The organism is Kiloniellales bacterium (genome assembly GCA_030064845.1).
Taxonomy (GTDB): Bacteria; Pseudomonadota; Alphaproteobacteria; order Kiloniellales; family JAKSDN01; genus JASJEC01.
Genome location: JASJEC010000030.1, coordinates 1 through 23,218, shown reverse-complemented (window position 1 = coordinate 23,218; position 23,218 = coordinate 1). Strand labels below are relative to the sequence as shown.

At 62.9% G+C, this 23,218-nt stretch carries 21 protein-coding genes; 5 read left to right on the top strand and 16 right to left on the bottom strand.

Annotated features, from left to right (window positions below; all coding sequences use genetic code 11):
• Positions 1 to 18 precede the first annotated feature (18 nt).
• The 5 genes from QNJ67_12715 to QNJ67_12695 all read right to left on the bottom strand — a co-directional run bounded on the left by QNJ67_12715 (position 19) and on the right by QNJ67_12695 (position 5,996).
• Positions 19 to 1,632, bottom strand: a complete 1,614-nt coding sequence (locus tag QNJ67_12715; protein MDJ0609832.1) for a PAS-domain containing protein — start codon at positions 1,630 to 1,632, stop codon at positions 19 to 21.
• 190 nt (positions 1,633 to 1,822) lie between these two features.
• Positions 1,823 to 2,050 carry an acyl carrier protein gene (locus tag QNJ67_12710; GenBank protein ID MDJ0609831.1) on the bottom strand — a complete coding sequence of 76 codons (228 nt, stop codon included), beginning with the start codon at positions 2,048 to 2,050 and terminating at the stop codon, positions 1,823 to 1,825.
• A gap of 67 nt (positions 2,051 to 2,117) precedes the next feature.
• Complete coding sequence (locus tag QNJ67_12705; GenBank protein MDJ0609830.1) at positions 2,118 to 3,326, bottom strand: hypothetical protein; 1,209 nt, start codon at positions 3,324 to 3,326, stop codon at positions 2,118 to 2,120.
• 22 nt (positions 3,327 to 3,348) lie between these two features.
• Positions 3,349 to 4,863, bottom strand: coding sequence for an MBOAT family O-acyltransferase (locus QNJ67_12700; GenBank protein MDJ0609829.1), 1,515 nt, complete (start codon positions 4,861 to 4,863; stop codon positions 3,349 to 3,351).
• Positions 4,860 to 5,996, bottom strand: a complete 1,137-nt coding sequence (locus tag QNJ67_12695; GenBank protein MDJ0609828.1) for a hypothetical protein — start codon at positions 5,994 to 5,996, stop codon at positions 4,860 to 4,862. The genes QNJ67_12700 and QNJ67_12695 overlap by 4 nt, the downstream gene beginning before the upstream one ends.
• Between QNJ67_12695 and QNJ67_12690 the strand changes: the two genes are divergently transcribed.
• Positions 5,979 to 6,122, top strand: a complete 144-nt coding sequence (locus QNJ67_12690; protein MDJ0609827.1) for a hypothetical protein — start codon at positions 5,979 to 5,981, stop codon at positions 6,120 to 6,122. The two genes, QNJ67_12695 and QNJ67_12690, sit on opposite strands and share 18 nt — an antisense overlap.
• A gap of 126 nt (positions 6,123 to 6,248) precedes the next feature.
• On the opposite strand, the gene QNJ67_12685 is transcribed toward QNJ67_12690, so the two are convergent.
• The 7 genes from QNJ67_12685 to QNJ67_12655 all read right to left on the bottom strand — a co-directional run bounded on the left by QNJ67_12685 (position 6,249) and on the right by QNJ67_12655 (position 14,008).
• Entirely contained in the window at positions 6,249 to 7,799 is a 1,551-nt protein-coding gene (locus tag QNJ67_12685) for an ATP-binding protein (protein ID MDJ0609826.1), read from the bottom strand.
• Positions 7,800 to 8,112: 313 nt separating this feature from the next.
• The gene (locus QNJ67_12680; protein ID MDJ0609825.1) at positions 8,113 to 8,568 is read right to left on the bottom strand and encodes a response regulator; all 456 of its coding nucleotides are present in this window, start codon (positions 8,566 to 8,568) and stop codon (positions 8,113 to 8,115) included.
• Positions 8,569 to 8,623: 55 nt separating this feature from the next.
• Positions 8,624 to 9,103 carry a response regulator gene (locus QNJ67_12675; protein MDJ0609824.1) on the bottom strand — a complete coding sequence of 160 codons (480 nt, stop codon included), beginning with the start codon at positions 9,101 to 9,103 and terminating at the stop codon, positions 8,624 to 8,626.
• A gap of 22 nt (positions 9,104 to 9,125) precedes the next feature.
• Entirely contained in the window at positions 9,126 to 11,096 is a 1,971-nt protein-coding gene (locus QNJ67_12670; protein ID MDJ0609823.1) for a PAS-domain containing protein, read from the bottom strand.
• Between the two features lie 74 nt (positions 11,097 to 11,170).
• Positions 11,171 to 12,469, bottom strand: coding sequence for a TRAP transporter large permease subunit (locus QNJ67_12665; protein MDJ0609822.1), 1,299 nt, complete (start codon positions 12,467 to 12,469; stop codon positions 11,171 to 11,173).
• Positions 12,466 to 12,966 (bottom strand): TRAP transporter small permease, encoded by a 501-nt coding sequence (locus QNJ67_12660; GenBank protein ID MDJ0609821.1) that lies wholly within the window; start codon positions 12,964 to 12,966, stop codon positions 12,466 to 12,468. Before QNJ67_12660 ends, QNJ67_12665 begins: the two co-directional genes overlap by 4 nt.
• Before the next feature lie 37 nt (positions 12,967 to 13,003).
• A complete protein-coding gene (locus tag QNJ67_12655) occupies positions 13,004 to 14,008 on the bottom strand; it encodes a TRAP transporter substrate-binding protein (GenBank protein MDJ0609820.1) in 1,005 nt (334 codons plus the stop codon).
• A gap of 249 nt (positions 14,009 to 14,257) precedes the next feature.
• On the opposite strand from QNJ67_12655, the gene QNJ67_12650 reads away from it, so the two are divergent.
• Entirely contained in the window at positions 14,258 to 15,190 is a 933-nt protein-coding gene (locus QNJ67_12650; GenBank protein ID MDJ0609819.1) for a hypothetical protein, read from the top strand.
• A 56-nt stretch (positions 15,191 to 15,246) separates the two neighbouring features.
• Here the strand turns inward: QNJ67_12650 and QNJ67_12645 are convergent, their stop codons facing one another.
• The 4 genes from QNJ67_12645 to QNJ67_12630 form a co-directional block, all read right to left on the bottom strand.
• Positions 15,247 to 15,888, bottom strand: coding sequence for an outer membrane lipoprotein carrier protein LolA (locus tag QNJ67_12645; GenBank protein MDJ0609818.1), 642 nt, complete (start codon positions 15,886 to 15,888; stop codon positions 15,247 to 15,249).
• A 61-nt stretch (positions 15,889 to 15,949) separates the two neighbouring features.
• The gene (locus QNJ67_12640) at positions 15,950 to 18,292 is read right to left on the bottom strand and encodes a DNA translocase FtsK 4TM domain-containing protein (GenBank protein MDJ0609817.1); all 2,343 of its coding nucleotides are present in this window, start codon (positions 18,290 to 18,292) and stop codon (positions 15,950 to 15,952) included.
• Between the two features lie 24 nt (positions 18,293 to 18,316).
• Positions 18,317 to 19,546 (bottom strand): aminotransferase class I/II-fold pyridoxal phosphate-dependent enzyme, encoded by a 1,230-nt coding sequence (locus QNJ67_12635; GenBank protein MDJ0609816.1) that lies wholly within the window; start codon positions 19,544 to 19,546, stop codon positions 18,317 to 18,319.
• A 123-nt stretch (positions 19,547 to 19,669) separates the two neighbouring features.
• Positions 19,670 to 20,854 (bottom strand): MalY/PatB family protein, encoded by a 1,185-nt coding sequence (locus QNJ67_12630; GenBank protein MDJ0609815.1) that lies wholly within the window; start codon positions 20,852 to 20,854, stop codon positions 19,670 to 19,672.
• 400 nt (positions 20,855 to 21,254) lie between these two features.
• On the opposite strand from QNJ67_12630, the gene QNJ67_12625 reads away from it, so the two are divergent.
• From QNJ67_12625 to QNJ67_12615, 3 genes are all read left to right on the top strand, one after another.
• Positions 21,255 to 21,899 carry a paraquat-inducible protein A gene (locus tag QNJ67_12625; GenBank protein MDJ0609814.1) on the top strand — a complete coding sequence of 215 codons (645 nt, stop codon included), beginning with the start codon at positions 21,255 to 21,257 and terminating at the stop codon, positions 21,897 to 21,899.
• Positions 21,896 to 22,540 carry a paraquat-inducible protein A gene (locus tag QNJ67_12620; GenBank protein ID MDJ0609813.1) on the top strand — a complete coding sequence of 215 codons (645 nt, stop codon included), beginning with the start codon at positions 21,896 to 21,898 and terminating at the stop codon, positions 22,538 to 22,540. The genes QNJ67_12625 and QNJ67_12620 overlap by 4 nt, the downstream gene beginning before the upstream one ends.
• Positions 22,533 to 23,218 (top strand): MlaD family protein (locus tag QNJ67_12615; GenBank protein MDJ0609812.1); only part of this gene is annotated, 686 nt, incomplete at its 3' end. The genes QNJ67_12620 and QNJ67_12615, both read left to right, overlap by 8 nt.

Sequence of the window (23,218 nt, the reverse complement as noted above, 5' to 3'; positions counted from 1 at the left end):
GCGGCAAACGAGCGCGATTCAGGCGACTTGGTGAGAGTCCGAAGGAGCGCTTTCCGTGACCACACGTTCGATGGGCAGCGCGATCCTGACCGTCGTTCCGGTACCGACGCCGCTCGCAATGGTCATGTCACCGTCGTGCAGCCGTATCAGGCCCATGGCAATTGACAGGCCGAGCCCCGCGCCTTGATGCGTGCGGGAGTAGTGCGACTCCTCTTGTTCAAACGGCAACAGGAGGGAATTGATCCGATCTTCCGGAATGCCCTCGCCGGTGTCGGATATCGAGACGACGGGCTCACCCGCACCGTCGCGTTCCGCGCACACGACGATCGTTCCGCCGGGCGGGCAGAACTTGACCGCGTTATCGAGTACGTTCTCGATAGCGCGCGCAATCTTCTCGCTATCCCCGCGCACGCGAAGATGTTCGATGGGTATCCTCAGGTTCAGGTCGATTTCCTTCGCCGCGACGGCCTTTCTGTATCTTTCGACCGCTTCCAAGACCACGCCACGTAGCAGGAACTCGCTTTCCTCAAGAGCTGCCTCCTTCACGCTCAGCAGCGACATATCCAGGACCTGATTGATCGTGTTCAAGAGTCTCTGCCCACTTTCGGCAATGAACCCGCCATAGGATTTGTAGTTGTCACCTAGGGCGCCGAACTTTGCTTCATTGATGGAGTTCCCGAACCCGATGATGGCGTTGAGCGGCGTCCTAAGCTCGTGGCTCATGTTGGAAAGAAACTTCGCCTTTGCCCTGGATTCTGCTTCAGCCAACGCGGCTTCGCGCGCGAGCTCGGCGAGGCGTCGCTGATCCGCCAGGATCCCGGTGATATCCTCACAGGTCGTGACCGATCGTCCGCCTGCCACGGGCTGATGGCTGACCGCGATCGTGCGCCCATCCTTGAGTTGCTGTTCATAGGTCGACGTGGCGTGCGAAGACACTTGCAGCATGCGCTCCTTCAGGAACCGCTCTGCATCGACGTCGATGTAGTTGCCCAAGGAAATGCTGTAGCGGAGGATTTCTTCGATGTTCACGCCAGGTTTGACGACGTCGGGGCTAAAACCATAGATGGTGTGATACTGCGCATTGCAGGCGATCAGGCAATTCCCGGCGTCAAACATGGCGATGCCGTGTTTGGTGTTATCCAGCGCTGACTGCAGGAGCTCTTTCTGTTCGGAAAGCGATTCTATCGCTTTGCCCAGCTCAGCCCTTTTCTGGCGTAGGGCATGATTCTTTTCTGCGTTCGCCAGAGTATAGCGAAGGGTGCGCGACAAGGTCGCGCTGGTCAGATCGTCCTTGGAGAGGAAGTCGGCGGCGCCGGCCTTGCTGGCCTTGAAATCGATCTCCGGATCATCTGCGCCCGTCAACAAGATCATGGGGACGATGGTATCCGCTTGCGAGGCGGCTGAAATAAACTCCAATCCAGTCTGTCCACCCAAAAAATAATCAACAAAGCAAACAGAGTACTCTCCGGCGACGATTTTCTCGAGAGCAGGTGCGTACTTGGGCTCCCAATGCAGGGTAAAATCGAAGTGCGGCAGAGTCTGAAGCAAGTCCTCTAGGATAAGGACATAGTCCTCGTCGTCATCGACAAAAAGGCACTTAATCTTTTGCTTATAGTTCCTTATCTCGTTCATCCTCTCGTCTCCCCGCAGATGAACGCCGTTTTTCACAAAACGCTCGATATTACGGCTAACAACTTATCACGTTTTTGTAGATAACGGAAAGTATATATCGAATACAATTATGTACAAATTCGAGTTGATTTTTAATAATATTCGGTTTTTCCCTGCCCACCACTTACGAGGCGGCCTTGCCGCAGCAGGGTCAGGCCGCAACGCCTTTCATTTTCAAGAGCTCACGAACCCGTCCGACCGAATTCAGACCGACGATTTCCGCCATTGTGAACTGCACGGAATAGGCGCCCTCGACCGCCATCACGAGTTCCAGGTGCTTGAGGGAATCCCATGACTTCGTGTTCCGCGGACTCGTATCGTCGTTGATCGATTCGAGTGGCTCTTGAAGGAGATTGGCGAAGAGATTTTCCAGCTTCATGAAAACATCCCACTTCTGCATTTACCGAGAACCGGCCGGCTCTCTTCTCTGCTCACGGGGAGCAAAGCTAAAAGACGCTTTCCCGCACGCGCTCCGGCCAACGATCCGGATCGAGGCCGTGCTGGCTGAAGCAGGCGAGAACCCAGCGCTCGATCCCGAGACCGACGCAGCCGGTGTTTGCAGCCTCTCCACTGGAGTCTGCAATCTCGAAACGAGAGCCAAAGAAATCCCCGTGGAGATTGATCGACCCGCAGGCCAGGAGCTTCTCCGTACCGTCAGCCTGGGCAAAGGGGATCAGGATCTCGTTCTTGACCTCCTGGGAATGCTGCCAGTACTTCCTGGCGGCCGAGACAGTCGCGAAGAAGGGGTCCGTCGCGGTCTGGACCACCGCGTCGAGGTCGAAGAACTCGACCAGCTGTCCGACGCATTCCAGGGACTTGCGGCGGCTTTCCTGCGTGAAGGATTCGCTGCCGACGTAGACCAGCTCGCGCACGCTGAACTCGTAGAGGCGCTCGAGCCCCGAGATGTTGCGCGACTCGTAGCGGAACACGCGGCCGAGCCAGCTGAAGCACTCGCCCTCGTCCATGCGCCGGCCTCTCAGGGTTGGATAGCAGGGAAAGCAGGCCGCCGGATTGAGGCACATGCCATCGACGTGCACATGCTCATGCGGTGGCAGCAGCGCGCCTTCCGAGCAGGAATTCGCGACCCGAAACTCCTCGATGGCATCGAAGTCTTCGACCATGTTGCCCAGGAAGGTGACCGCATTGGGATGTGAGTCGATGTAGCCGCACTTGTGCAGCGTCTCGGCATCGACGAGCGCAGGGAAATGGCCGTCCTCCGCGCCGAGAGCCTGGCTGTAGAGCTCGGCCGCCTTGCTGTCGATCAGGCGCGCGAGGTTCAGAACCGGTCCGCGATAGGCGACCTGCCCCTTGCCGTAGTCGTGCAGCCAGCCGGCCTGGGTGAGGGCCGCACCGGCGTCGGCAAGGTAGGTTCCGGGGTCCTTGCGCCGGTTCTCCAGAAAGACCTTGGTCTCAAATCCACTGATCTGCTTGACCATCGTCTCGAGGTAGCGCGACGCCTTGTCCAACACCTCGTCCTGCGGCGCGCTGCTCTTCATCAAGAGGCGCGCGCTCGCGCGGTCGCTCTCTACGGTGATCTTTTGAAGAAAGGGCGAAACGAATACCGATTCCTTCTCAATATCACTCGCCAGGACGTCGTCGACGGTCTTCGGCAGGGGGATCTTTACTTCGATCAGACCTGGGCTCAGCTCATTCATGATGTGCTCCCCGAATCAATGCCTAGAACTGGTAGTACAGAAAGGTCGATTGGCCCTTGATTGAGCCTATGGCGAGGACCACGACGACCGAGGTCGCAAAGGCCCAGGTGGGGGTCGCCTTCCAGACAAGCTGCCAAGCCGGCGCACGATCTTCCGCAGGCTTGGGGTCCGAACTGACCCAATGACGGCGCAGAATCTCCTGCGTGTTCGGCATCAGCAGAACGATGGCGCCCAGCAGCGTGACCAGCGGCAGGGCCCACTGAAGATCCAACTGCACAAACGACGCCGGTTCGGTTAAGAACGCCGCTAGGCCCCACATGCTCGCGAGAATCTGGCCCGCCGTGGCGAGGTCCGGCGCCCGGAAAACGACCAGGCCGCTGACGACGACACACATCGTGAGGCCCCAGCCCACCACGGGATGCAGTGCGGGCATCTTGAATTCCCGCCAGCCGAGATTGACCGCGAGGGCCAGTCCGTGGATCAGGCCGTAGACGACCATGGTCCAGCCGGCGCCGTGCCAGATCCCGGCGATCAGGAAGGTCAGCACGATGGGCCAGGCGGCGGCGCTGAGATAGCGCTGCACCGGGGTATAGCCCTTCGCAAAGGCCCGCCTCGTATTCTTCATCGCCAAGGGGCTGAACAGAAAGTTGGTGAAGAAGCGGGTCATCGTCATGTGCCAACGGCGCCAGAAATCCGATATGCTGGTCGCCTTCAGCGGGGAATTGAAGTTGAGCGGCAGCTTGATACCGAAGAGGTAGCCCAAGCCGAGGGCCATGTCGCTGTACCCGGAGAAGTCGAAATAGAGCTGCAACGTGTAGCAAAGGGAACCGGTCCAGGCCGTCGCCATGTCCAGTCCGGATCCCGCCGCCACGCCGGCAAAGACCTGGTCGGCGTAGGGCGCGATAGTGTCGGCGAAGACCACCTTCTTGAAGAGCCCCATGCAGAACAGCGTCGTGCCGACCATGACGCGCCAGCTGGAGAATGCCGGGTCCTTGCGGTCGCCCATCTGGCCGAACATTTCGCTCTGCAGCACTAAGGGCCCGGCGGTCACGCAGGGAAAGAAGGTCGCGAAGAGGGCGTAGCGATCGAAGGTCGGCCGCGCCGCCGTGCCGCTGTAGGCCTCGAGCAGGAAACCGATCTGGATGAAGGTGTAGAAGGAGATGCCGACCGGAAGGATGAGATCCAGGTGCGAGAAGCCGGTGCCAGCCACCAGGTTGGTCGTGTCGATCAGGAAGTTGGTGTACTTGAAATAGCCCAGCGCGCCGATGTTGCCGGCGACGGCGAGCAGCAGCAGGATCTTCGACAGATGTTTGCGCTCGCGCAGCTCGATCAGCGCGCTGCCGACTGCGTAGTTGCACAGCACGGAGGTTGCCAGCACCGTGACCAGCAGCAGGCTCCAGTGGGCATAGAAGGCGAGCGACACGGCTGCAAGATAGGGATAGACGGCGCGCCAGCCGCCGATCTTGTGGATCAGCAGGAAGCCGATGTAGGCGCCCGGAAAGAAGATCAGCAGAAATTCAAAGGAGTTGAAGGTCATTCCGCCTCACCGCCCTCGGCCATCATCGGCTCGCGGGTCGGGCCCGACGAGATCTCGAAGGCGGCGTCCAGCTTCGCGTACTGCTCCAGGATTCTCTTGAGGCACCGCGGGTTCGAATGTTCGGCGTCTATGTAGAGCTCGGCACCGCAGCCCAGGTCGCGGGGGTTGAAACTGCCGACGATCTGCAAACCGTACTTGGCGGCCAGCGCGCGGGTCTCTTGCTTGACCTTCTCCAGCCCGGCCTCGTAGGGCGTGCCCTGGACCGCGTCGTAGAAAATCGGGTTGAAGGGCGGGTGGGCGAGGAACACCTCGACGCCCTGCTCGCTCAGGAAGGCCAGCACGCGGTCGACCGTGGCGACGCCGAAGGGATCGATCTTCGGCGGGTCGTTGCGCCTCTGCTCGGCGAACTCCATGGCGCGGGCCTGAGCATAGTCCGCCGAGAAGAGCGCGTCGTGCTTGCGCGACCACTTGATCGAGCCGTCGGACAGCAGGATATCCAGCGTGTCGTGCTTCTCGGCGCTGGTGACATGGGGCAGTTCGGGCGCATCGTTCCAGCGCTTGACGTGGGCCCTCAGCAGGGCCAGCGACACGGCCTGGCGGATGTGGGGCAGCGGAATCGTGTCGAACCAGGGATGCATGGGAAACTCGAGACGCTCCGCCATGGCCCGGTAGTGGGGAATGGCCGGCATCCAGAGAAAGTCGGTCCGATCGGCGACCGGCGTGAAGTAGTTGTCCCGGATGGTGATGATCAGCTGTCGGGGCAGACGGTCGGCGCTGACGAACATTTCGGTGACGGCTAGAACGTCCTCGTAGTAGTCCCGGTGGACGTGGGCGTTGTAGAAGTCGCGGTCCGGCAGCAGGTCGCTGTGAGCCTCTTGCCAGTGGCTGGCGCCGATCACGGCAACGTCCGGCGCCTTCGCGAGGCCGGCGATGTGGGCGCGGCGCAGAGTCCGGCTCTCGATGTTGAGGTCGAAGGTCGCGTAGTTCTTGCCCGTGGCCAGGGTGTTGGCGACGGTCTTGACCGCGGTCCGGTCGAACAGCAGCGGCGCATAGCTGGCGTTGGCGTAGAAGATCAGCCCCAGGCCGATGATCGACAAGACCAGCAGGAGCCCTATGTGGACCAGCGGTCGCACGACCTCTTCGGTCTCCTGGCCATGGCTCGCCACGGTAAGACCGGCGGCATCCTCTGCCCTTCGACCCGGATCTGCACGCGGAAGGAACCGGCGATCAATGCCAGCTCGCTCAACGGTCGACTGTGACAAGACCTGCCCCCCCTAACTCCCCGAAGCTATTACCAGAGACTTAAAGAAAATATTCTAATAATGTGTAAATAACATCAAAGAATAGCATACTGTTTTTAATCATAATTATTCACTCTGTTGCTGCTACAGCGCAATTGTCCGAAGTGCAGGCGATTTTCGGCCTTGCTTCTTGATGTTCTTCGAGATGACGGCGTGCTGGGGGAAATTGATCTCGACGGTGGTGCCTTGCTGGAGAGTAGACCGTATCTCCAGCTTGGCCTCGTGCAGCCGGGCCAGGGATTTCACGATGGCGAGCCCCAGACCGCTCCCTTCGACCGTTCGTTTCCCCGTCGCATTGACCTGGTGAAAGGGCTGGAGAACGAGGGGCAAATGTTCCTCGGGGATGCCGACTCCCGTATCCGAGACCGAGATCGAAAGAGAGCCGTCATCCCGCTGATCCGCCATTACCGAAACGGTTCCGTTCACGGGCGTGAACTTCACGGCGTTCGACAGCAGGTTTATCAGCATCCGGCGCAGCGACGTCCGATCTGCGCAGAGATAGCAATCGACGTCGTCGAGGTTCGATTGGAGCTCTATCTCTTTGCCCTCGGCGCTCGGCATCGTGAGCCGCAGGCAGAAATCCAGCTCCGACCTCAGGTCGAGCTTCTCCTTGATGATACCGCTCTGCCCGCCCTCGGCTTTCGAGAACGCGAGAATCTCGTCGATGAATTCTCGGAGGTGACGGCCACTAACCAGGATGTCCTCAATGTACTCCCGATAGGCAACGGGCTGCAGCTGACCCCGGACACCATTCAAGATCAGTTCTGAGAACCCGATTATGGCGTTAAGCGGGGTCCGAAGCTCATGACTCATCGTGGCAAGGAACACGGTCTTGGAGCGGCTCGTCGCCTCTGCCTCCTCTTTGGCGGCTTGCAGGCCGAGCTCGAACTGTCTCTGTTCCGTGATGTCCCGGATCACGATGACGCAGCCGCCTTCGCTCGTCTTGTTCACCGACAGGTCGAATACCCGGCCATCCGCCGTCTCCAGCTCGCCATTCGGCTGCTGTCCGCGTTCAATGCGTCGAAGCACTTCCGTGACATAGGCTCCCAAGGCGTTGTCGCTCTCGCATGGCAGGTCGCGTTGGAGGGCGACCGGGCCCATCTGGTGCCCGAGTTGGCTGAGCATCTCGCCCAGTCGCTGATTGAACGCCACCAGGTTGCCAGAGGCGTCTACGGCGGCCACGCCGGAGCCGGTGTTGTCGAGGGTGGTCTGGAGCAGGCTGCCCCACTCGGCGAGGGAGCGCCGGTTCGCTGCGTTGGCGCAGGCGAAGCGGATCGAGCGCTCGACCACGCTGGGCGTGAGCTCGTCCTTGTTGAGGTAGTCGGACGCGCCTGCCTCGCTGGCGGCAAGGTCGATCTGCTCATCGCGCAAACCGGTCAGCAGGATCATGGGGACATCGATCTCGGCGGCTTGAACCGCCTTCACGAAATCAATGCCCGTCTTGCTTCCGATCCGATAGTCGATGAGCGCCACATCGAAGGGTTCGGCCTTGATTGTGCTGAAGGCTTCGCTGAAAGTCTGACGCCAAGTCGTCTCGAAACGGACCCGTTCAATCGACTTCAATACGTCAGACGTCAGGAAAAAATCGTCTTCGTCATCTTCGACTACAAGAACCCGCATTACTTGCCTGCGCACCGGTGATGCCCCCTCGTGATACCCGCCTGTTAATATTAAGTGTTTTTTTAAATAGACCTAAGAATTTGTAATATAAAACTACTAAAAGTGTGTAAACACCCCAGCACACCTCAATAAAACAAATGTCATTATTTTGTTTTTACAGTTTTCACCAAACTTGGTCAGTTTTTTCCTGGGTTTGAATAGTTGATCCAGCTTTAACCAACACGCAGCAAAGGCATGGTGGGGCTTAGGAGAGACCGATTGGAGCGTCCGCGCCCGCGGCGCTAGATGGAAATGCAGCGATCCGAGTTCGCAAAATCAACGAGGCACGTTAAGCCGTCGGGCGGCAATTCGGGGGTAGCGCGACGATCTCAAACCAATAGTGCTGCAAGGTCTGCACCACGCGGCACAGGCCTTCGAAGGTCACCGGCTTCGTTATGAAGGAACTGACCCCGAGGCCATAGGTTCGGACGATATCCTCGTCGGCCTTCGAGGTTGTCAGCACAACGACGGGAATAGATCTCAGATCCGGGTCGGCTTTGATTTCCTTCAAGGCGACGCGGCCGTCCTTCTTCGGCATGTTGAGATCGAGCAGAATGATCCCCGGATAGGGCTGCCCGGCGAGGTGCCCGTAGGAGCCTCGGCGCTGCAGATACTCCATCAGCTCCTCGCCGTCCTTGACGAAGGTGAGCGGATTGGTGACTCGGTTCTCGTCGAAAGCATCTCCAATCATCAGGCGATCATCGGGGTCGTCTTCCGCGACGAGGATCCCCACCGACTCGGTCATATCTCTGGTTCCTCCTAACTTCGCCTTATCAAAGGGGCCTGCGGGGACACACCCGTCAGCCGGGACGGCGGTTGAATCGAGCCTCGGCGAGATCGTTCTTCGGCAGCGCGACGATCTCGAACCAGTAGTGACGGAGCGCTTTGACGACGGTGCAGAGCCCATCGAAGGTGACGGGTTTGCTGATAAAGGAACTGACGCCGAGACCGTAGCTGCGAACAATATCCTCTTCGGAACGCGAGGTCGTGAGCACCACGACCGGAATTCTCCGCAGAGACGGGTCCGCTTTGATCTCCTGAAGGGCAACGTGCCCATCTTTCTTGGGCATGTTCAGGTCCAGCAGGATGATACCTGGAAGAGGCTCATCGCCGAGGTGGGCATAGGGCCCGCGCCGGTAGAGATAATCCATCAGGTCCTCGCCGTCCTTGACGAAGGTGAGAGGGTTCGAAACGCAGTATTCCTCGAAGGCCTCCTTGATCATAAGGCGATCATCGGGGTCATCCTCGGCAACCAATACACCTATGCTGTCTCGAATCATTGTAATCCTCTCGCCAAAGCCTCTAGACCTGCGATACCGGAAGCGTGACGAAGAACGTCGCCCCGCGATCCGGTTTCCCGTCGGCGTCGATTTCGCCGTGGTGCCTCTCGACGATTTTCCGGCAGGTCGCCAGCCCGATGCCGGTTCCCTCGTACTCACCCCGGCCGTGCAACCGCTGGAAGATGGTAAAGATCTGCTCCTTGTACTTGTTCTCGAAACCAATTCCGTTGTCGCTGCAGGTCAGCCTGCATAGATCCGGCTGACCTTCGTTCGGGGACCGTGACAGGATGGTCGAGGCGATCTCGATTCTGGGTTTCTGCCCCGGCTTGGAGAACTTCAGAGCATTGCCGACGAGATTCTGAAGGAGTTGGCGCATCTGGGTCGGATCCGCGTCGATCGTCGGCAGGTCTTCGATGACAACATCCGCATTGGACTCTTCGACCGCCACCTGGAGATCTGACATGACGCCGGCGATCACCCTGTTCAGGTCAGTGCGCTGAAACGGCCTCGCGTTCGTTGTCACCCTCGAGAAGTCGAGCAGGTCGTTGATCAGATCCCGCATCCGAACCACGGCATGCTGCATCCGCTCGATGAAGTCCTGGGCTTCTTCCGACAACTCTGCTGCGTGCTTGTGGGAGAGACGTCCGCTGAAGGCTTCTATCTTGCGGAGCGGTTCCTGCAGGTCGTGTGACGCCACGTAGGCGAAGTCCTGAAGCTCCCGGTTCGAGATCTCGAGCTTTCTCGTGTACTCCTGGAGCCTCTTCTCGTGGTTCTCGAGATCGGATATGTCCTGATATGTCGCGATCGAGCCGCCGTTCGGCATCGGCTCGTGCATGACGGCGATCACTCGGCCATCTCTGAGATGCTGTTTCAGGGTCGCGCGTTCACGGAGCTTCGCGTGGTCTGGCCGCTCGGCAATCGCCCTTTCCGCTTCTTCAGCGGTGTAGTTTCCGATCGATACGCTGTACTCCATGATTTCTCGAAGCTTGATGCCCGGCTTCACGATGTCCGGATCGAAGCCATACATCTCCAGATATTGCCGATTGCAGACCAGGAGTGTCTGCTCGTCGTCGAACATGCAGAGCCCCTGGACCATGTAGTTCAGAGCCGTATCGAACTCGATGTTCTTTCGGCGCAGCTCCTGGGTCATCCGGAGAATGTCGGATTCCCGCCGCTTCAGCTCCGTAATGTCGGAACGTATGCCGACGATGCCGCCGTCGTAGGTGCGTTTCTCGTGAACCAGGATCCAGCGACCGTCGGCCAACTGCACCTCATAGGGTGCATCGGGCTCGCGGTGCAGTTTCATGCGCCAGTTGAAGAAGTCCTCCTTGGACATCGAGCCGGTATTGAAACCCGCCCGGTCGACGCCTTCGCGCAGCATGGCCTCGAAGCTCGCTCCGGGAGCGATCAGGTCGGCGATATGCGGATTGAATTCGACGTATTTCCGGTTGTAGGTGACCAGCCGATCATCGGCGTCATAGAGAGCGAAACCGTCGGCCATGCATTCCAGGGCATGGGTCATGCGGGCGCGGGCCATTTCTGCCAATTGGGCCGCGTCCGGGTTGAGATGCGGCGCAGACTTGTCTTCGCTGATGCTGTGGACCGTTTCCACCAGGCTGCCGCTGGGCAGACAGTTTCTGGAGATTCTGAGCGTTCTTCCGCGCGACGTTCGAAAGTTGAACTCGAACCTGGTCCCGGGCCTGATCTGCTTTGTGATCAGAGCGGTTCGGCTGACGATCGTCTCTGGATCGATCTTGGCACGCTCTAGCTTGATACGGATCAGTTCCTGGAGCGGCACGCCCGGTCGAACTTCCTCGGGACTGTAGTCGAACAGGCGGGCGTAGCTGCTGTTGGACCGGATAAGGTTAAGGTTGGCGTCGAAGATTGCGAGTCCGGCGTCAGCGCCATCCACCAGGTCAGCCAGGTAGTCACCGGTTGCCTGGGCCGCCACGGGCGTCTCTTCCCTTCTCGCTTCCCCGAGACCCGCTTCCATGATGCCCGTCCTCCCCGAACAGAAATATACCCAGTACACTTCTCACAAGAACGGATTAATATTTTGCGAATATTTTAGAGTGTTGTCGGAATATAGAGAACAATACTTGGGAAGAGCCATATCAGAAATAGCATGACGATCATGATTAAGAACAGCGGCGCAGCGGCGCGCGCCACATAGAGAATGTCGCGCCGCGTCATCGATTGGATGACGAAGAGATTGAAACCGACAGGCGGGGTGATCTGTGCGGTTTCAACCAGGATGACCAGGAAGATTCCGAACCAGATGGTATCGATGCCGGCCTCCCGGATGATCGGCTCGATGACCGCCAGCGTGAGGACGACGGCCGAGATGCCATCGATGAACATGCCGAGGATGATGTAGAACAGGCCGAGCAGCAGCAGAAGCTCACCGGTACTGAGATTGAAATCGGAGATTGTCTCCGCGACGGTCCTGGGGATCCCGGTGTAGCCCATGGACAGCGTGACCGTCGCCGAGCCCGCCAAGATCAAGCCGATCATGCAGGAGGTCTTCAGCGCGCCTTCTATCCCCTGGAAAAGCGATCTCAGCGAAAGGCTGCCGTCCAACCATGACAGGGCCAGGGCGCCCAGCACGCCCAGGGCGGCTGCCTCGGTGACCGTCAGGAAGCCGTAATAGATCGAGCCCAGAACGAGCGCGATTAGGGCGGCGAGCGGGACGAGCCTGAGGGTCTTTGACAGTTCGACGCTGCGTGCCTCCGGGTCGTCCTCGTCCGCAAATCGATGCCGATTGGCCAAAGACCAGGAGGCGACATAGGCGACAAAGAGCAGGGCCAGCGCCATCGCGGGCCCGACGCCGGCCATGAAGAGCCTCGGTATGGATTCGTTGATGCTGACGCCGTAGACGATCAGGATGATCGAGGGCGGCATCAACAATCCCAAGGTCCCCGCGCCGGCCAGACTGCCGACGGCGATCGACTCCGGGTAGCCCCTCCGCCTCAGCTCCGGCAGCGAAATCTTGCCGACCGTCGACACCGTGGCGGCGGAGGAACCGGAGATCGCCGCAAAGAGGGTGCATCCGGCAATGTTGACGTGGAGCAGTCGGCCCGGCAGGCGTGTCACGATTGGCGCCAAACCGGTGAAGAGGTGGGACGAGGTATGAGACCGGGTCAGAATCTCGCCCATCCAGATGAACAGGGGCAGCGCCACCAGAGGCCAGCTGGAAAGCCCGCTCCAGATGATAGTGGCCATGGCATCGCCAGCCGGGCGGGGCGTGAAGAGCAGGATTCCCAGGACGCCAACGCCGAGCAGGGTCAGGCCGACCCAGACGCCGCTTCCCAGAAGGGCGAAGAGGGTCGCCAGGTAGATGATGACGGTGACGGTTTCGCCGCTCATTGGGTCGATGCCGTGGAATGAGCGGCGGAGACGGGACGACGGAAAGCAGCGAGGCATTCAATCAGTGAGTCGGCGATGGCCAAGGCGAAGAGGATGGCCCCTACGGCTAGGCCCGCCTGGGGAATCCACAAGGGCGTCGCATCCGCCCCTTGGCTGATGTCGCCGATCTGGAAGGAGAAGAGAGCCATGCGGCAGATATAGAAGGCCAAGTAGCTCGCGAGGCCGAAGCCTATGGCCAGGCAAATGAGCTCGGCCGCTTGGCGCGCCTTGCCGCTCAGCCTGTCAACGACCAGCGAAATACGGATGTGCGCGGCCTTGCGGAAGGCGTAGGCGAAGGGAAGGAAGAATCCGTTGATCATGGCATAGCCGGCGAACTCGGGTACCCCGGACAGAGGGGTCGCGAGCCAGCGCGAGACCGCCTGGGCCACGACGAGGAGAACGATCCCAACGAGGCACACGCCGCCCAATCCCGCTCCGGCGGCATAGAGCAGATCCAAGCCGCGGCGCATGAGAGAGCACCGACCGCTGTAGGGGCTAGCGACGCTTCGCGAACTGTCGGTCACTGCGAAACACGGAGAGCACCCGTTCGCCAGCAGGACCGACTTCGGCCAACCACTCCTGCGTCATCTGATCGCCGATTTCCTGGACCTCGCGCGCGAGCCTCTCTCCGGGTGGCTGGACGATCATCCCGTTCTGGCGAAGGGTCGCCAGGTAGCGGTCGGCCAAGTCCTCCGAGCGGGCCCAGCCGGTTGCCTCGGCCATGGCCGCCGCGCCGCGGACCAGTGCGCGCGTTCTGTCATCCAGCGAATTCCAGGCCTGTTTGTTGACGAACACCATGTTCTTCGGAAGCCAGGCCTGCAGATCGTAGAAGTGCGAGAGATGCTCCCAGACCTTGCGGTCCACGCCCGTTGCGCCCGAGGTAATGAGGGAGTTCGCGACGCCGGTCGCGAGCGCCTGTGACAGCTCCGCGGTCTCGATCTGGGTCGGCGTCGCGCCCATCAACTGCGCGAGCCGCGACGTCGCCGGATTGTAGGCCCGGAACTTCATGCCCCGCATGTCGCCAACGCCGTTGATCGCGCGGTCGGCGTAGAGGCCCTGGGGCGGCCACGGCGTCGCGTAGAGAAACACCAGGTTCTGCTCGAGCAGGAGCTTTTCGATCTCGGGCTTGGAGGACTGGTAGAGACGCCAGGCCTGGTCGAAACTGGTCGCAAGGAACGGCACCGCATCGATCCCGAAGAGCGGATGCTCGTTCGAGAGGGCGGACATGAGGCGTTCGCCGATCTGCGCCTGCCCGGTCTGAACCGCGCGCTTGATCTCTCCGCCGGCGAAGAGGGAACCGCCGGCGTGAACCACGATCTCAAGCTCGCCGTTGGTCGCCCTGAGAACGGCCTTGGCGAACATCGAGGCATTCTGCGAGTGGAAGTTGCCCGGGGCGTAGGCCATGGGCATGTCCCATCGCTCAGCCGCGGTCAGTGCGGGAATCGGAGCCCAGAGGATCGCCGCAATGGTCAGACAGAGAATACCGAACGAGCGTCTCATTCTTCGATTGTCCGCTGTGCCTTCAAAGAGTTATGGCCTCTTGTATGCGAGACCTACCAAGAACCAATTAAAAAGACCTTAATAATAATTTCGCCAAATATTCGAAAAAACGTTCAATTTAATTCTAAATTCATTTTCCGATACCAACTATAAAGCAATATGGGTTAAGTACTGCGTGGCCATACCGGGGAATTATTCAGTCTAATGCTGAAATCACAAGAAACTGCAACCAGCGCGATCGTACCTGTTATGCTGGCTGTGCTGGTCTGCGCGGCGGTCGTGTTTCCGCCGCTCTCGGCGTTCGCGGCACCCCTCGTCTTTCCGTCCCTTTTCCTGCTCCTGACCTTCTCGCTCTCGCTGTCCACCGACCAGCCGGTGTCGGTCTTGACCAGGCCGGAACCCTCGGTCTGGGGTATCATGCTCTGGCAAATGGCCTTCATACCCTTGCTGGTCATTCTCATGGGCTGGGCCTTCAGCCTGCCGGCCGATCTGCATCTGATGGTGCTGGCGACGGCCGTATCCGGCAGTGTCTTCGCAGCCCCGACCATCGCGCACCTCTTTAAGATCAACAGCCGCTTGCCGATCAACGGCGTGGTCCTGTCGACTTTCCTCATGCCGGTGACCGTTCTGGTATTCGGGAAGGCGCTCGGCGGAGACGGCCTGGATATCTCGATCTCGCAATATGCTTCGCGGGTAGGCGTGTTCCTCCTGACGCCCCTCTTCCTCTCGATCTTCATCAACTGGCTGGTCAAGCGCCTGCCGGCGAGAAGCAAGAAACAGGCCTTCGGCGCTCTTCGCATCGGCGCCGTGGCGGCGCTGCTGATTTTCGCTGTCGGCATCATGGATGGGGTCGCTGAGAAGATCGAGTCCGACCCCGAGCGCGTCATCATCTTCCTGCTGCTCGCCGTCAGCTTCGCGTTGGCCACGGTGATCGGGACCGTCGCCTTGTTCTGGTCGGTCGGTTGGGATCTCATGGTCGCGGCGGCGATCCTCAGCGTGTACCGAAACGTCGGGCTCACCTATGCGCTGATCGGGACCGCCGCCGGTCATGATTTCGCGATCTATGTCGCGATCTCTCAAGTCCCGATGTTCTTGTCACCACTCCTTATCCATCTGCTGAAGATGCTCGGCCTTGTCAGCGCGGACGCGAGGAGCACCACATCAGACGTACCTGGCGGCTGATCTAGGACCGCAGCGGCAATCACCGCGGACCCTGGTCGCACCGATCGGTGCCTCGGCTAGTTCTGCGGGCCGCCGCGGAAGCCGTAGGGGTCGAGCTCGCTGGTGTCGAAGATATCGTCGGGCAGGTCGCGGCCGAGCTGCGCGTCCTGCAGGGTGACCTGCGTGGTGATGCCCTGGGCGTCGGTCACCTTCCACCGGCGCAGCGCGAAAGGCCGGTCGGAGAAGACCAGGGTCACGCGGCCGGTCTCGGGGGCGTCCTTCTCGGCGACGGTCATGCGGACCGTACCGGTCTCCCGCGTCACCTCGGAGACCGAGAGGTTCTGCAAGTCGACCTTCTCGCGGATCAGGAACCAGAGCGGGGTCTCCCACAGCGGCACGAAGGTCGCCTGCTTCAGCTCCTTGTCGTAATAGAGCAGGTTGACCCCGTCGGCGATCATCACGATGGGAACCGGCGGGTCGTACTCGAAGCGCAGGCGCCCGGGGCGCCGCACGAATACTTCGCCGGCGGCGAAGTTGCCGTTCGAGGAGATCTGGACGAAGCGCGCCTGAAGGGTGTCGATCCCGTTGAGGTAACGCTCGGCCTCGAGCACCGCTTCCATCTCGGGCGGCGGCGTGGCGGCCCGGGCGCCGGGCGGGTTCAGGGCCGGCAAGGCGGCCGCCGCCAGAGCCCCGCGGAGCAGTCCGCGTCGCGTGATCATGCCGGTTTCTTCCTCTCGCCCAATCCGGACCCTCGTCCCTGATACGGCGGCCGGCGGCCGGTCATCCGTCCGGACCCTGAACCAGAACCTCGCGCTTGCCGACGTGGTTGGCCGGGCTGACCACGCCCTCGGCCTCCATCTTCTCGATGATCCGGGCCGCGCGGTTGTAGCCGATCTGCAGGTGGCGCTGCACGAAGCTGGTCGAAGCCTTGCGGTGCTGGCAGACCACCGCGACCGCCCGGTCGTAGAGCTCGTCGCCGCTGTCGCCGCCGCCGGCCACGCCCTCGAAGCCCGCTTCCTCGTCCTCGGTGATCGCCTCGATGTAGGACGGCTGGCCCTGCTGCTTCAGGTGGTTCACGACTTCCTCGACCTCCTGATCGGTGACCAGGGGGCCGTGCACCCGGGTGATCCGCCCGCCCTGGGCCAGGAACAGCATGTCGCCGTGGCCGAGCAGCTGCTCGGCGCCCATGTCGCCCAGGATGGTCCGGCTATCGATCCGCGAGGTGACGTGGAACGAGATCCGGGTCGGGAAGTTGGCCTTGATCGTGCCGGTGATCACGTCAACCGAGGGGCGCTGGGTCGCCATGATCAGGTGGATTCCGGCGGCGCGGGCCATCTGCGACAGGCGCTGCACCGCAGACTCGATCTCCTTGCCGGCGACCAGCATGAGGTCGGCCATCTCGTCGACCACCACGACGATATGGGGCAGCGGCTCGAGGTCGAAGGGCTGCTCCTCGGTGATCGGCTGTCCGGTGTCGGGGTCGAAGCCGGTCTGCACCCGCCGGGTCAGCACCTCGCCGTTGCGCCGCGCCGTGGCGATCCGCTCGTTGTAGCCGTCGATGTTGCGCACGCCGAGGCGCGACATGTTGCGGTAGCGGTTCTCCATCTCGCGCACGGTCCACTTGAGCGCGACCACCGCCTTCTTGGGATCGGTCACGACCGGCGACAGAAGGTGCGGGATGTCTTCGTAGACCGACAGCTCGAGCATCTTCGGGTCGATCATCACCAGGCGGCAGGTCTCCGGCGTCAGCCGGTAGAGCAGCGACAGGATCAGCACGTTGATCGAGACCGACTTGCCGGAGCCCGTGGTGCCGGCGATCAGGAGGTGCGGCATCTTGGCGAGGTCGACGATCATCGGCGCGCCGCCGATGTCCTTGCCCAAGATCAGCGGCAGCTTGCCCTTGAAGCGGTCGAAGCTCTGCGCGCCGAGCAGCTCGCGCAGGTAGACGACCTCGCGCTGGGCGTTGGGCAGCTCGATGCCGATGGTGTGGGCGCCCGGGACCACCGCGACGCGGACCGAGATGGCGCTCATCGACCGTGCGATATCGTCTGCCAAGCCGACCACCCGGCTGGTCTTGGTGCCCGGCGCCGGGTCCAGCTCGTAGCGGGTCACCACGGGGCCGGGGCGAACCTTGACGATCTCGCCGCGCACGCCGAAGTCCTCCAGCACCGATTCGAGCAGGCGGGCATTCTTCTCCAGGGCGTCGCGGTTGGGACCGGCGTGCTGGCCGCTTCCTTTGGGCAGCGACAGCAGGTCGAGCGGCGGGAACTCGTAGCCGCCGCTCGGCCCGAAATCGAGGCGCCGCTGGCCTGCCTGCTTCTGCGCCTTGCCGGGCTTTGGGCGGGGCTTGGCCTCGACCAGGTCGGGCGCCGGCTCAGGCCGGGCCACGCTCGGCTCCCGACGCGCGGGCTTCTCCTCGGCCACCCGCTTGGCGGGCCGCGACGGCGCCGGCCGGCCCGGGGCGGGCGCAGAGGGCGTGCTCGCCGCTGCTCGGCCCAGCGCGCCGAGAGCGGCAGTGAACAGCCAGCGCAGGCCGCGGCCGACCGCGCGCCATTCGTCACGGGTGATCGCGACCGTGAGGAGGAACCCGAGGCCGCCGAGGACCGCCGAGCCGGTGATCACGGCCCGGTAGTCCAGCCCCGAGGTGTCGGTCAGCCAACGGTAGACCGTCTCGCCCAAGGCGCCGCCGAGCTGTGTGATGTAGCCCCACTGCGGCTCGGCGACCGCCGCCAGGGCCGCCGCCGACAGCAGCAGGCTGGGCGGGATCAGCGCCAGCTTGAGCAGCCACCAGCGCGGCGGGCGCCGGTCGCGCAGCAGGCGCCAGCCCCAGCCGAACATGGTCAGCAGCAGGAGAAAGGCCGCCAGACCCAGGGACTGCAGCAGGAAGTCGGCCGCGATCGCCCCCAGCTCGCCCAGGAAGTTGCGGGCCGGGCCTTCGATCGCGTGATTCCACGAGGGATCGCGGGAGTCGTAGGTGATGCAGGCGACGAAAGACGCTGCGGCGAGCGCGATCAGCGACAGGCCGGTGATCAGGAGCAGGCCGCGGGCCAGGCCTTGCCTGACGCTCGGCGGCAGAAACTGGGTGCCGCGGGCCCGCTTGCGGGTGATCGTGCCGTTTGCCACGGTCTTGGCCTTTTGCCTCCGAAACTAGAGGAGTTCGGCGGCCCGCCGGAGGGCCGATTCGGTTAACGCGTGATCATAGACTAAAGCCACTCGGATATAGGGATTTCCGGGATTTTCTCCAGTCTTGTCTTGGGCGCCCATATAGCCGCCGGGCAGTACCTTGATGCCGGCACGGGCCCAGAGCTCGCGCGCCGCCGCCTCGCCGTCGCCGACCCGGAGCCAGAGGAAGAAGCCTCCGGCCGGCAGATGGAAGCCGGGATGCCCGCCCAGGATACGCTCGGCGATGGCGAAATTCTGTCGATAGTGGGCCCGGTTGGCGGCGGCGTGGGCGTCGTCGCGCCACAGCCGCGCGCCGGCCGCCAGGACCGGCAGGGGCACGCCGGCGCCGCCGACCCTCAGGATCGCGTCCAGCGCGTCGATCAGCGCCGGGTCGCCGGCGGCGAAGCCGCAGCGCAGGCCCGGCGCGCTGGACCGCTTGCTGAGCGAGTGGAACACCAGAAGGTTTTCCAGCGAGCCGCCCAGCGCGGTAGCGGCTTGGAGCCCGCCTGGCGGGGGCGCGTCGTTGTAGAGCTCGGTGTAGCACTCGTCGAGCAGGAGCACGAAGCCGTGCTTGCGCGCCAGGCGGATCAGGCGCTCGAGCCGGTCCAGATCGGCGATGCTGCCCTGGGGATTGGCGGGCGAGCAGAGCGTGCAGACCGCGGCCCGGTCGAGCACCGCCGGGTCGAGGGCCTCGAAGTCCGGCAGATAGCCGGTTTCTTCCGGAGCGGGAACGAAAACCGGCTCGGCGCCGGCAGCGACCGCCGCCCCGGCGTAGACATGGTAGAAGGGATTGGGGATCAGCGCCGCCGGCTTTTCGCCGCCCGCCTCGGCCGGCGGGATGGCCGCGAGCGCGGCAAAGAACAGCCCCTCGCGGGTGCCCGGCAGCGGCAGGAGAGCCGCCTCGGGATCGAGCATGCCGCCGGGCGCGAGCACCCCTTCGTCGAGCCCGTAGCGCCGCACCAGCCATTCGCCCGCGGCCCGCAGGTAGTCCGCGCTGCCCCGGGCCGGCGGATAGCGCGACCAGCCCGCGGCGTGGCGCGCCAGCTCCTCGGCGACGAAGGCCGGCGGCTGGTGCTGAGGCTCGCCGACCGAGAGCAGGACCGGCCGCCCGTCGGCCGCCGGCGAGGGTCCGGGCGGGATATCCTCGAGCAGGCGGTTCAAACGGGCGAAGGGATGGAAGACTTGAAGATTGCGGCGGTCGATCACGTCGATCACGAAGCCAAACCCGGGTGCGGCGCAGCGCCGCGAAGACAAGAAACGCCGGAAGGCCGGCGGTGGGAACCTAAAGGGGATCCTGTTGAGATGGAAATACTTTCTGGCCCCGCTGCCGGCGCCGGCTCAAGCGGAGCCGAGCGCCTCGGCCAGCCGGTCGAGGGCCGTCGCCAGCCTGGCGCGCGGACAGGCGATGTTGACCCTGGCGAAACCAGTGCCCTCTTGGCCGAAGGCTGGCCCGCGGGTGACGGCCCATTTCGCCTTCTCCCTGAGAAACGCCGTCAGTTCGACCGGCGCCAGGCCGAGATGCCGAAAGTCGAGCCAGAGCAGGAAGGTGCCCTCGGGCTCGATCAGCCGGACGGCGGGAAGCGCCGCGAGACGCTCACGGACCAGCGCCACGTTGCCTTCGAGATAGGCGAGGACCGCGTCGAGCCAGGGCTCGCCTTCCCGGTAGGCCGCTTCCATGGCGACGTTGGCGAAGGCGTTGTTCTTGTTCACCGTCAGCCGGCTGTTCTCGGCCTGGAAGGCGGCGCGCAGGGCGTCGTCCGAGATGATGGTGAAGGCCGAGCAGCAGGCGGCGATGTTGAAGCTCTTGGCCGGCGAGAGGCAGACGACCGCGTTGGCGGCGTAGTCCGGACCGAGCGAGGCGAAGGGCGTGTAGCGGCCGCCAAAAAAGGTCATGTCGCCGTGGATCTCGTCGGAGACGACGAGGACACCGTGGCGCGCGCAGATGTCGCCCAGCCGGCGCAGCTCGTCCGGGCGCCAGACTCGGCCCACCGGATTGTGGGGGTTGCACAGGAAGATCATGCGCGTGCGCGGATCCGCGGTCTTCCTTTCCAGGTCGTCGAGGTCCATGCGGTAGGCGCCGTCCTCGAGGATCAGGGGGTTGGCGACCAGCCCGCGGTTGTTCTCCCGCAGGATATCGAAGAAGTCGAAGAACACGGGCGGCTGGACGATCACGTTGTCGCCTTGTCTCGTGAACAGCGAGGCGGCGACGGCGAGCGGATTGAGGACGTTGGGCGCGCGCAGCACATGCCCTTCCTCGACCCGCCAGCCGTGGCGCGAACGCAGCCATCCGGTGAGGGCCGGGATCAGGCCGTCGGGCACGGCCTCGTAGCCGAAGATGCCGTGCTCGAGCCGCCGCCGCAGCGCATCGAGCACGGGCGGCGGCGCCTTGAAATCCATATCGGCCACGCCGGCGGCGAAGAGATCGGCGCCATCGCGGCCGAGCACACGGGGATGGACCTTCAACGCCGGCACCAAACGGCGGTCGATCTCCTCGTCGAAGGAAAAGAGCCCGCGGTCGTTCACTGCTTCCTCCTCGGATAGAAGGCCTCAATCGGATGTTGGTCCCTTGGGCCAGACAAATCGACCGGCCTCGTCTGCGGTCACCTCTATGACTAGCACAGGAAGGGCGGCATCGGCTGAACCGGCCACGTCGCCGCGCTCTTGCGGGCGGTTCCGCGCTCGGGCCGGGAGCGTTCCGGACGTCGTCGGGTGCCATGGCGTTCGCCGGGCCGGTCCGCTCGCGCTCGAGCGCGCGGCCCGGTTCGAAGTTGTTGATATCGCGTGATTGCCGGGCGCCATCGCGCCGCTTGCCCACGTGGATATCCTGATAGAAGATCAAGCAATTCGACTTTCGAAAGGGCGCTCTGCCTTGTCCTCGCGGCGCGACGGACGCCCGACCGACGGGGGCAAAGGGACGCTGTGGATGTCATCGGCTGACATCGAGCTGGAGCGGGACCACGGGCGCGACGGCCGCTTCGTCGCCTGCCGCGACTGTGACCTTCTGGTGCAGGAGGTTTCCCTCCGTCCCGGCGCCGCCGCCAAGTGCCCGCGCTGCGGCGCGGTCCTCTACCGCAACAAGCCCGACGGCATGGATCGAACCCTGGCCTTTACTGTAGCCGGCCTGATCCTCTTCGTTGTGGCCAATGCCTTTCCCTTGATGGCCTTCCAGCTCCAGGGGCGGAGCGACTCCAACCGACTGATTACCGGGGTTCTCGACCTCTTCGCCCAGGGCATGTGGGAACTGGCATCGCTGGTCTTTCTGACCAGCATACTGGCCCCGCTGGTTTACCTCTGCGGCATGCTCTACGTCCTCGGGCCGCTGCGGCTCGGCCGGCGGCCGCCGGGGCTGGCCGTGGTCTTCAAGTTCGTGCGCAAGCTGCGCTCCTGGGCCATGCTCGAGGTCTACACACTGGGGATCTTCGTCGCCTTCGTAAAACTCGCGGACTTCGGCGCCGTCGAGGCGGGGGTCGCTCTCTACGCCTTCTTCCTGCTGATCTTCGCGCTCTACGCCGCGGACCTATCGCTCGATCCCCGGGACGTCTGGCGGCGGGTCGAGGAGGCCGAATGACCGCCGCGCCCATGACCGCAACGGCACGCGCGCTGCTCTCCTGCGATTCCTGCGCGCTGCTGTCCCAGGCGGTGCCCGTCCCGGCCGGTGCGAAGCGGGTCTGCCCGCGGTGCGGCAGTGCTCTGGAGCAGCGCAAGGCCAACAGCCTCTCGCGCACCTGGGCGCTGGTGCTGGCCGCCTACATTCTCTATGTGCCGGCCAACCTGCTGCCGGTCATGACCGTGATCTCCTTCGGCAAGGGTGAGGCGGACACCATCATGAGCGGCGTGCGGGCCTTGATCGCCGGGGGCGACTGGCCGATCGCGCTCCTGGTTTTCCTGGCCAGCGTCACCATTCCCGTTGCCAAGCTGTTTGCGCTGACCTTCCTCCTGGTCTCGGTGCACCTCAAGTCGCGCTGGCGACCGAAGGACCGGACCTTTCTCTACCGCTGCATCGAGTTCATCGGGCGCTGGTCCATGATCGACATCTTCGTCATCTCGATCCTGGTCGCGCTCATCAAGCTGGAGAACGTGGCGACCATCGAGGCAGGCTTCGGCGCTGTCTGCTTCGCGGGCGTCGTCATCATCACGATCTTCGCGGCCGTGTCTTTCGATCCGCGACTGATCTGGGACTCGCTGGAGGAGGTCGAGGACCATGAGTGACAAGCACGGAAATGAGCCGCTCCAAGCCAGCCTTCCAAAGGTCGAGGACCAGTGGCACAGCCGGATCTCGGTCGTCTGGCTGATCCCCCTCTGCGCGGCCCTAGTCGGCGGCTGGCTGGCGTTCACGACGATCCGCGATAAGGGACCCTCGATCACCATCGCCTTCGAGACCGCCGACGGACTCGAGGCCGGCAAGACCAAGATCCTCTTCAAGGGCCTCGAGGCCGGCCTCGTGGACGATATCCGCCCGACCGAAGACCTCTCGCAGGTGATCGTCTACGCGACCCTCAAGAAGGAAATGAAACCGCACCTGAACGACGGTGTGCGCTTCTGGGTCGTGCGTCCCGAGATCGGCGTCGGCCGCGTCTCCGGCTTGGACACCCTGGTCTCGGGGGACTACATCGCCTTCGGTCCGGGAAGCGGCGCGCCGACCCTCAGCTTCAAGGGCCTGGACGAACCGCCCGTCGAAGAGGGCGACGAAAGGAACCGGAAGTTCGTGCTCGAGACCGATAATCTCGGCTCGCTGGACCGCGGCTCGCCGGTCATCTACCGCGGTGTCACCGTCGGCAAGGTGCTGGACTACACCCTGCCCGAGGACGACTCTCCCCTGACTGTCGAGATCATCGTGCACGATCCGCACCACAAGCTGGTGCGCGAGAACACCCAGTTCTGGAACGC

Coding starts and splice junctions, on each gene's coding strand:
- QNJ67_12705 (MDJ0609830.1), bottom strand. CDS start 3,326: ATGAATGAGCTGAGCCCAGGTCTGATCGAAGTAAAGATCCCCCTGCCG.
- QNJ67_12655 (MDJ0609820.1), bottom strand. CDS start 14,008: ATGAGACGCTCGTTCGGTATTCTCTGTCTGACCATTGCGGCGATCCTC.
- QNJ67_12700 (MDJ0609829.1), bottom strand. CDS start 4,863: ATGACCTTCAACTCCTTTGAATTTCTGCTGATCTTCTTTCCGGGCGCC.
- QNJ67_12665 (MDJ0609822.1), bottom strand. CDS start 12,469: ATGAGCGGCGAAACCGTCACCGTCATCATCTACCTGGCGACCCTCTTC.
- QNJ67_12625 (MDJ0609814.1), top strand. CDS start 21,255: ATGTCATCGGCTGACATCGAGCTGGAGCGGGACCACGGGCGCGACGGC.
- QNJ67_12710 (MDJ0609831.1), bottom strand. CDS start 2,050: ATGAAGCTGGAAAATCTCTTCGCCAATCTCCTTCAAGAGCCACTCGAA.
- QNJ67_12645 (MDJ0609818.1), bottom strand. CDS start 15,888: ATGATCACGCGACGCGGACTGCTCCGCGGGGCTCTGGCGGCGGCCGCC.
- QNJ67_12670 (MDJ0609823.1), bottom strand. CDS start 11,096: ATGGAAGCGGGTCTCGGGGAAGCGAGAAGGGAAGAGACGCCCGTGGCG.
- QNJ67_12650 (MDJ0609819.1), top strand. CDS start 14,258: ATGCTGGCTGTGCTGGTCTGCGCGGCGGTCGTGTTTCCGCCGCTCTCG.
- QNJ67_12675 (MDJ0609824.1), bottom strand. CDS start 9,103: ATGATTCGAGACAGCATAGGTGTATTGGTTGCCGAGGATGACCCCGAT.
- QNJ67_12620 (MDJ0609813.1), top strand. CDS start 21,896: ATGACCGCCGCGCCCATGACCGCAACGGCACGCGCGCTGCTCTCCTGC.
- QNJ67_12680 (MDJ0609825.1), bottom strand. CDS start 8,568: ATGACCGAGTCGGTGGGGATCCTCGTCGCGGAAGACGACCCCGATGAT.
- QNJ67_12715 (MDJ0609832.1), bottom strand. CDS start 1,632: ATGAACGAGATAAGGAACTATAAGCAAAAGATTAAGTGCCTTTTTGTC.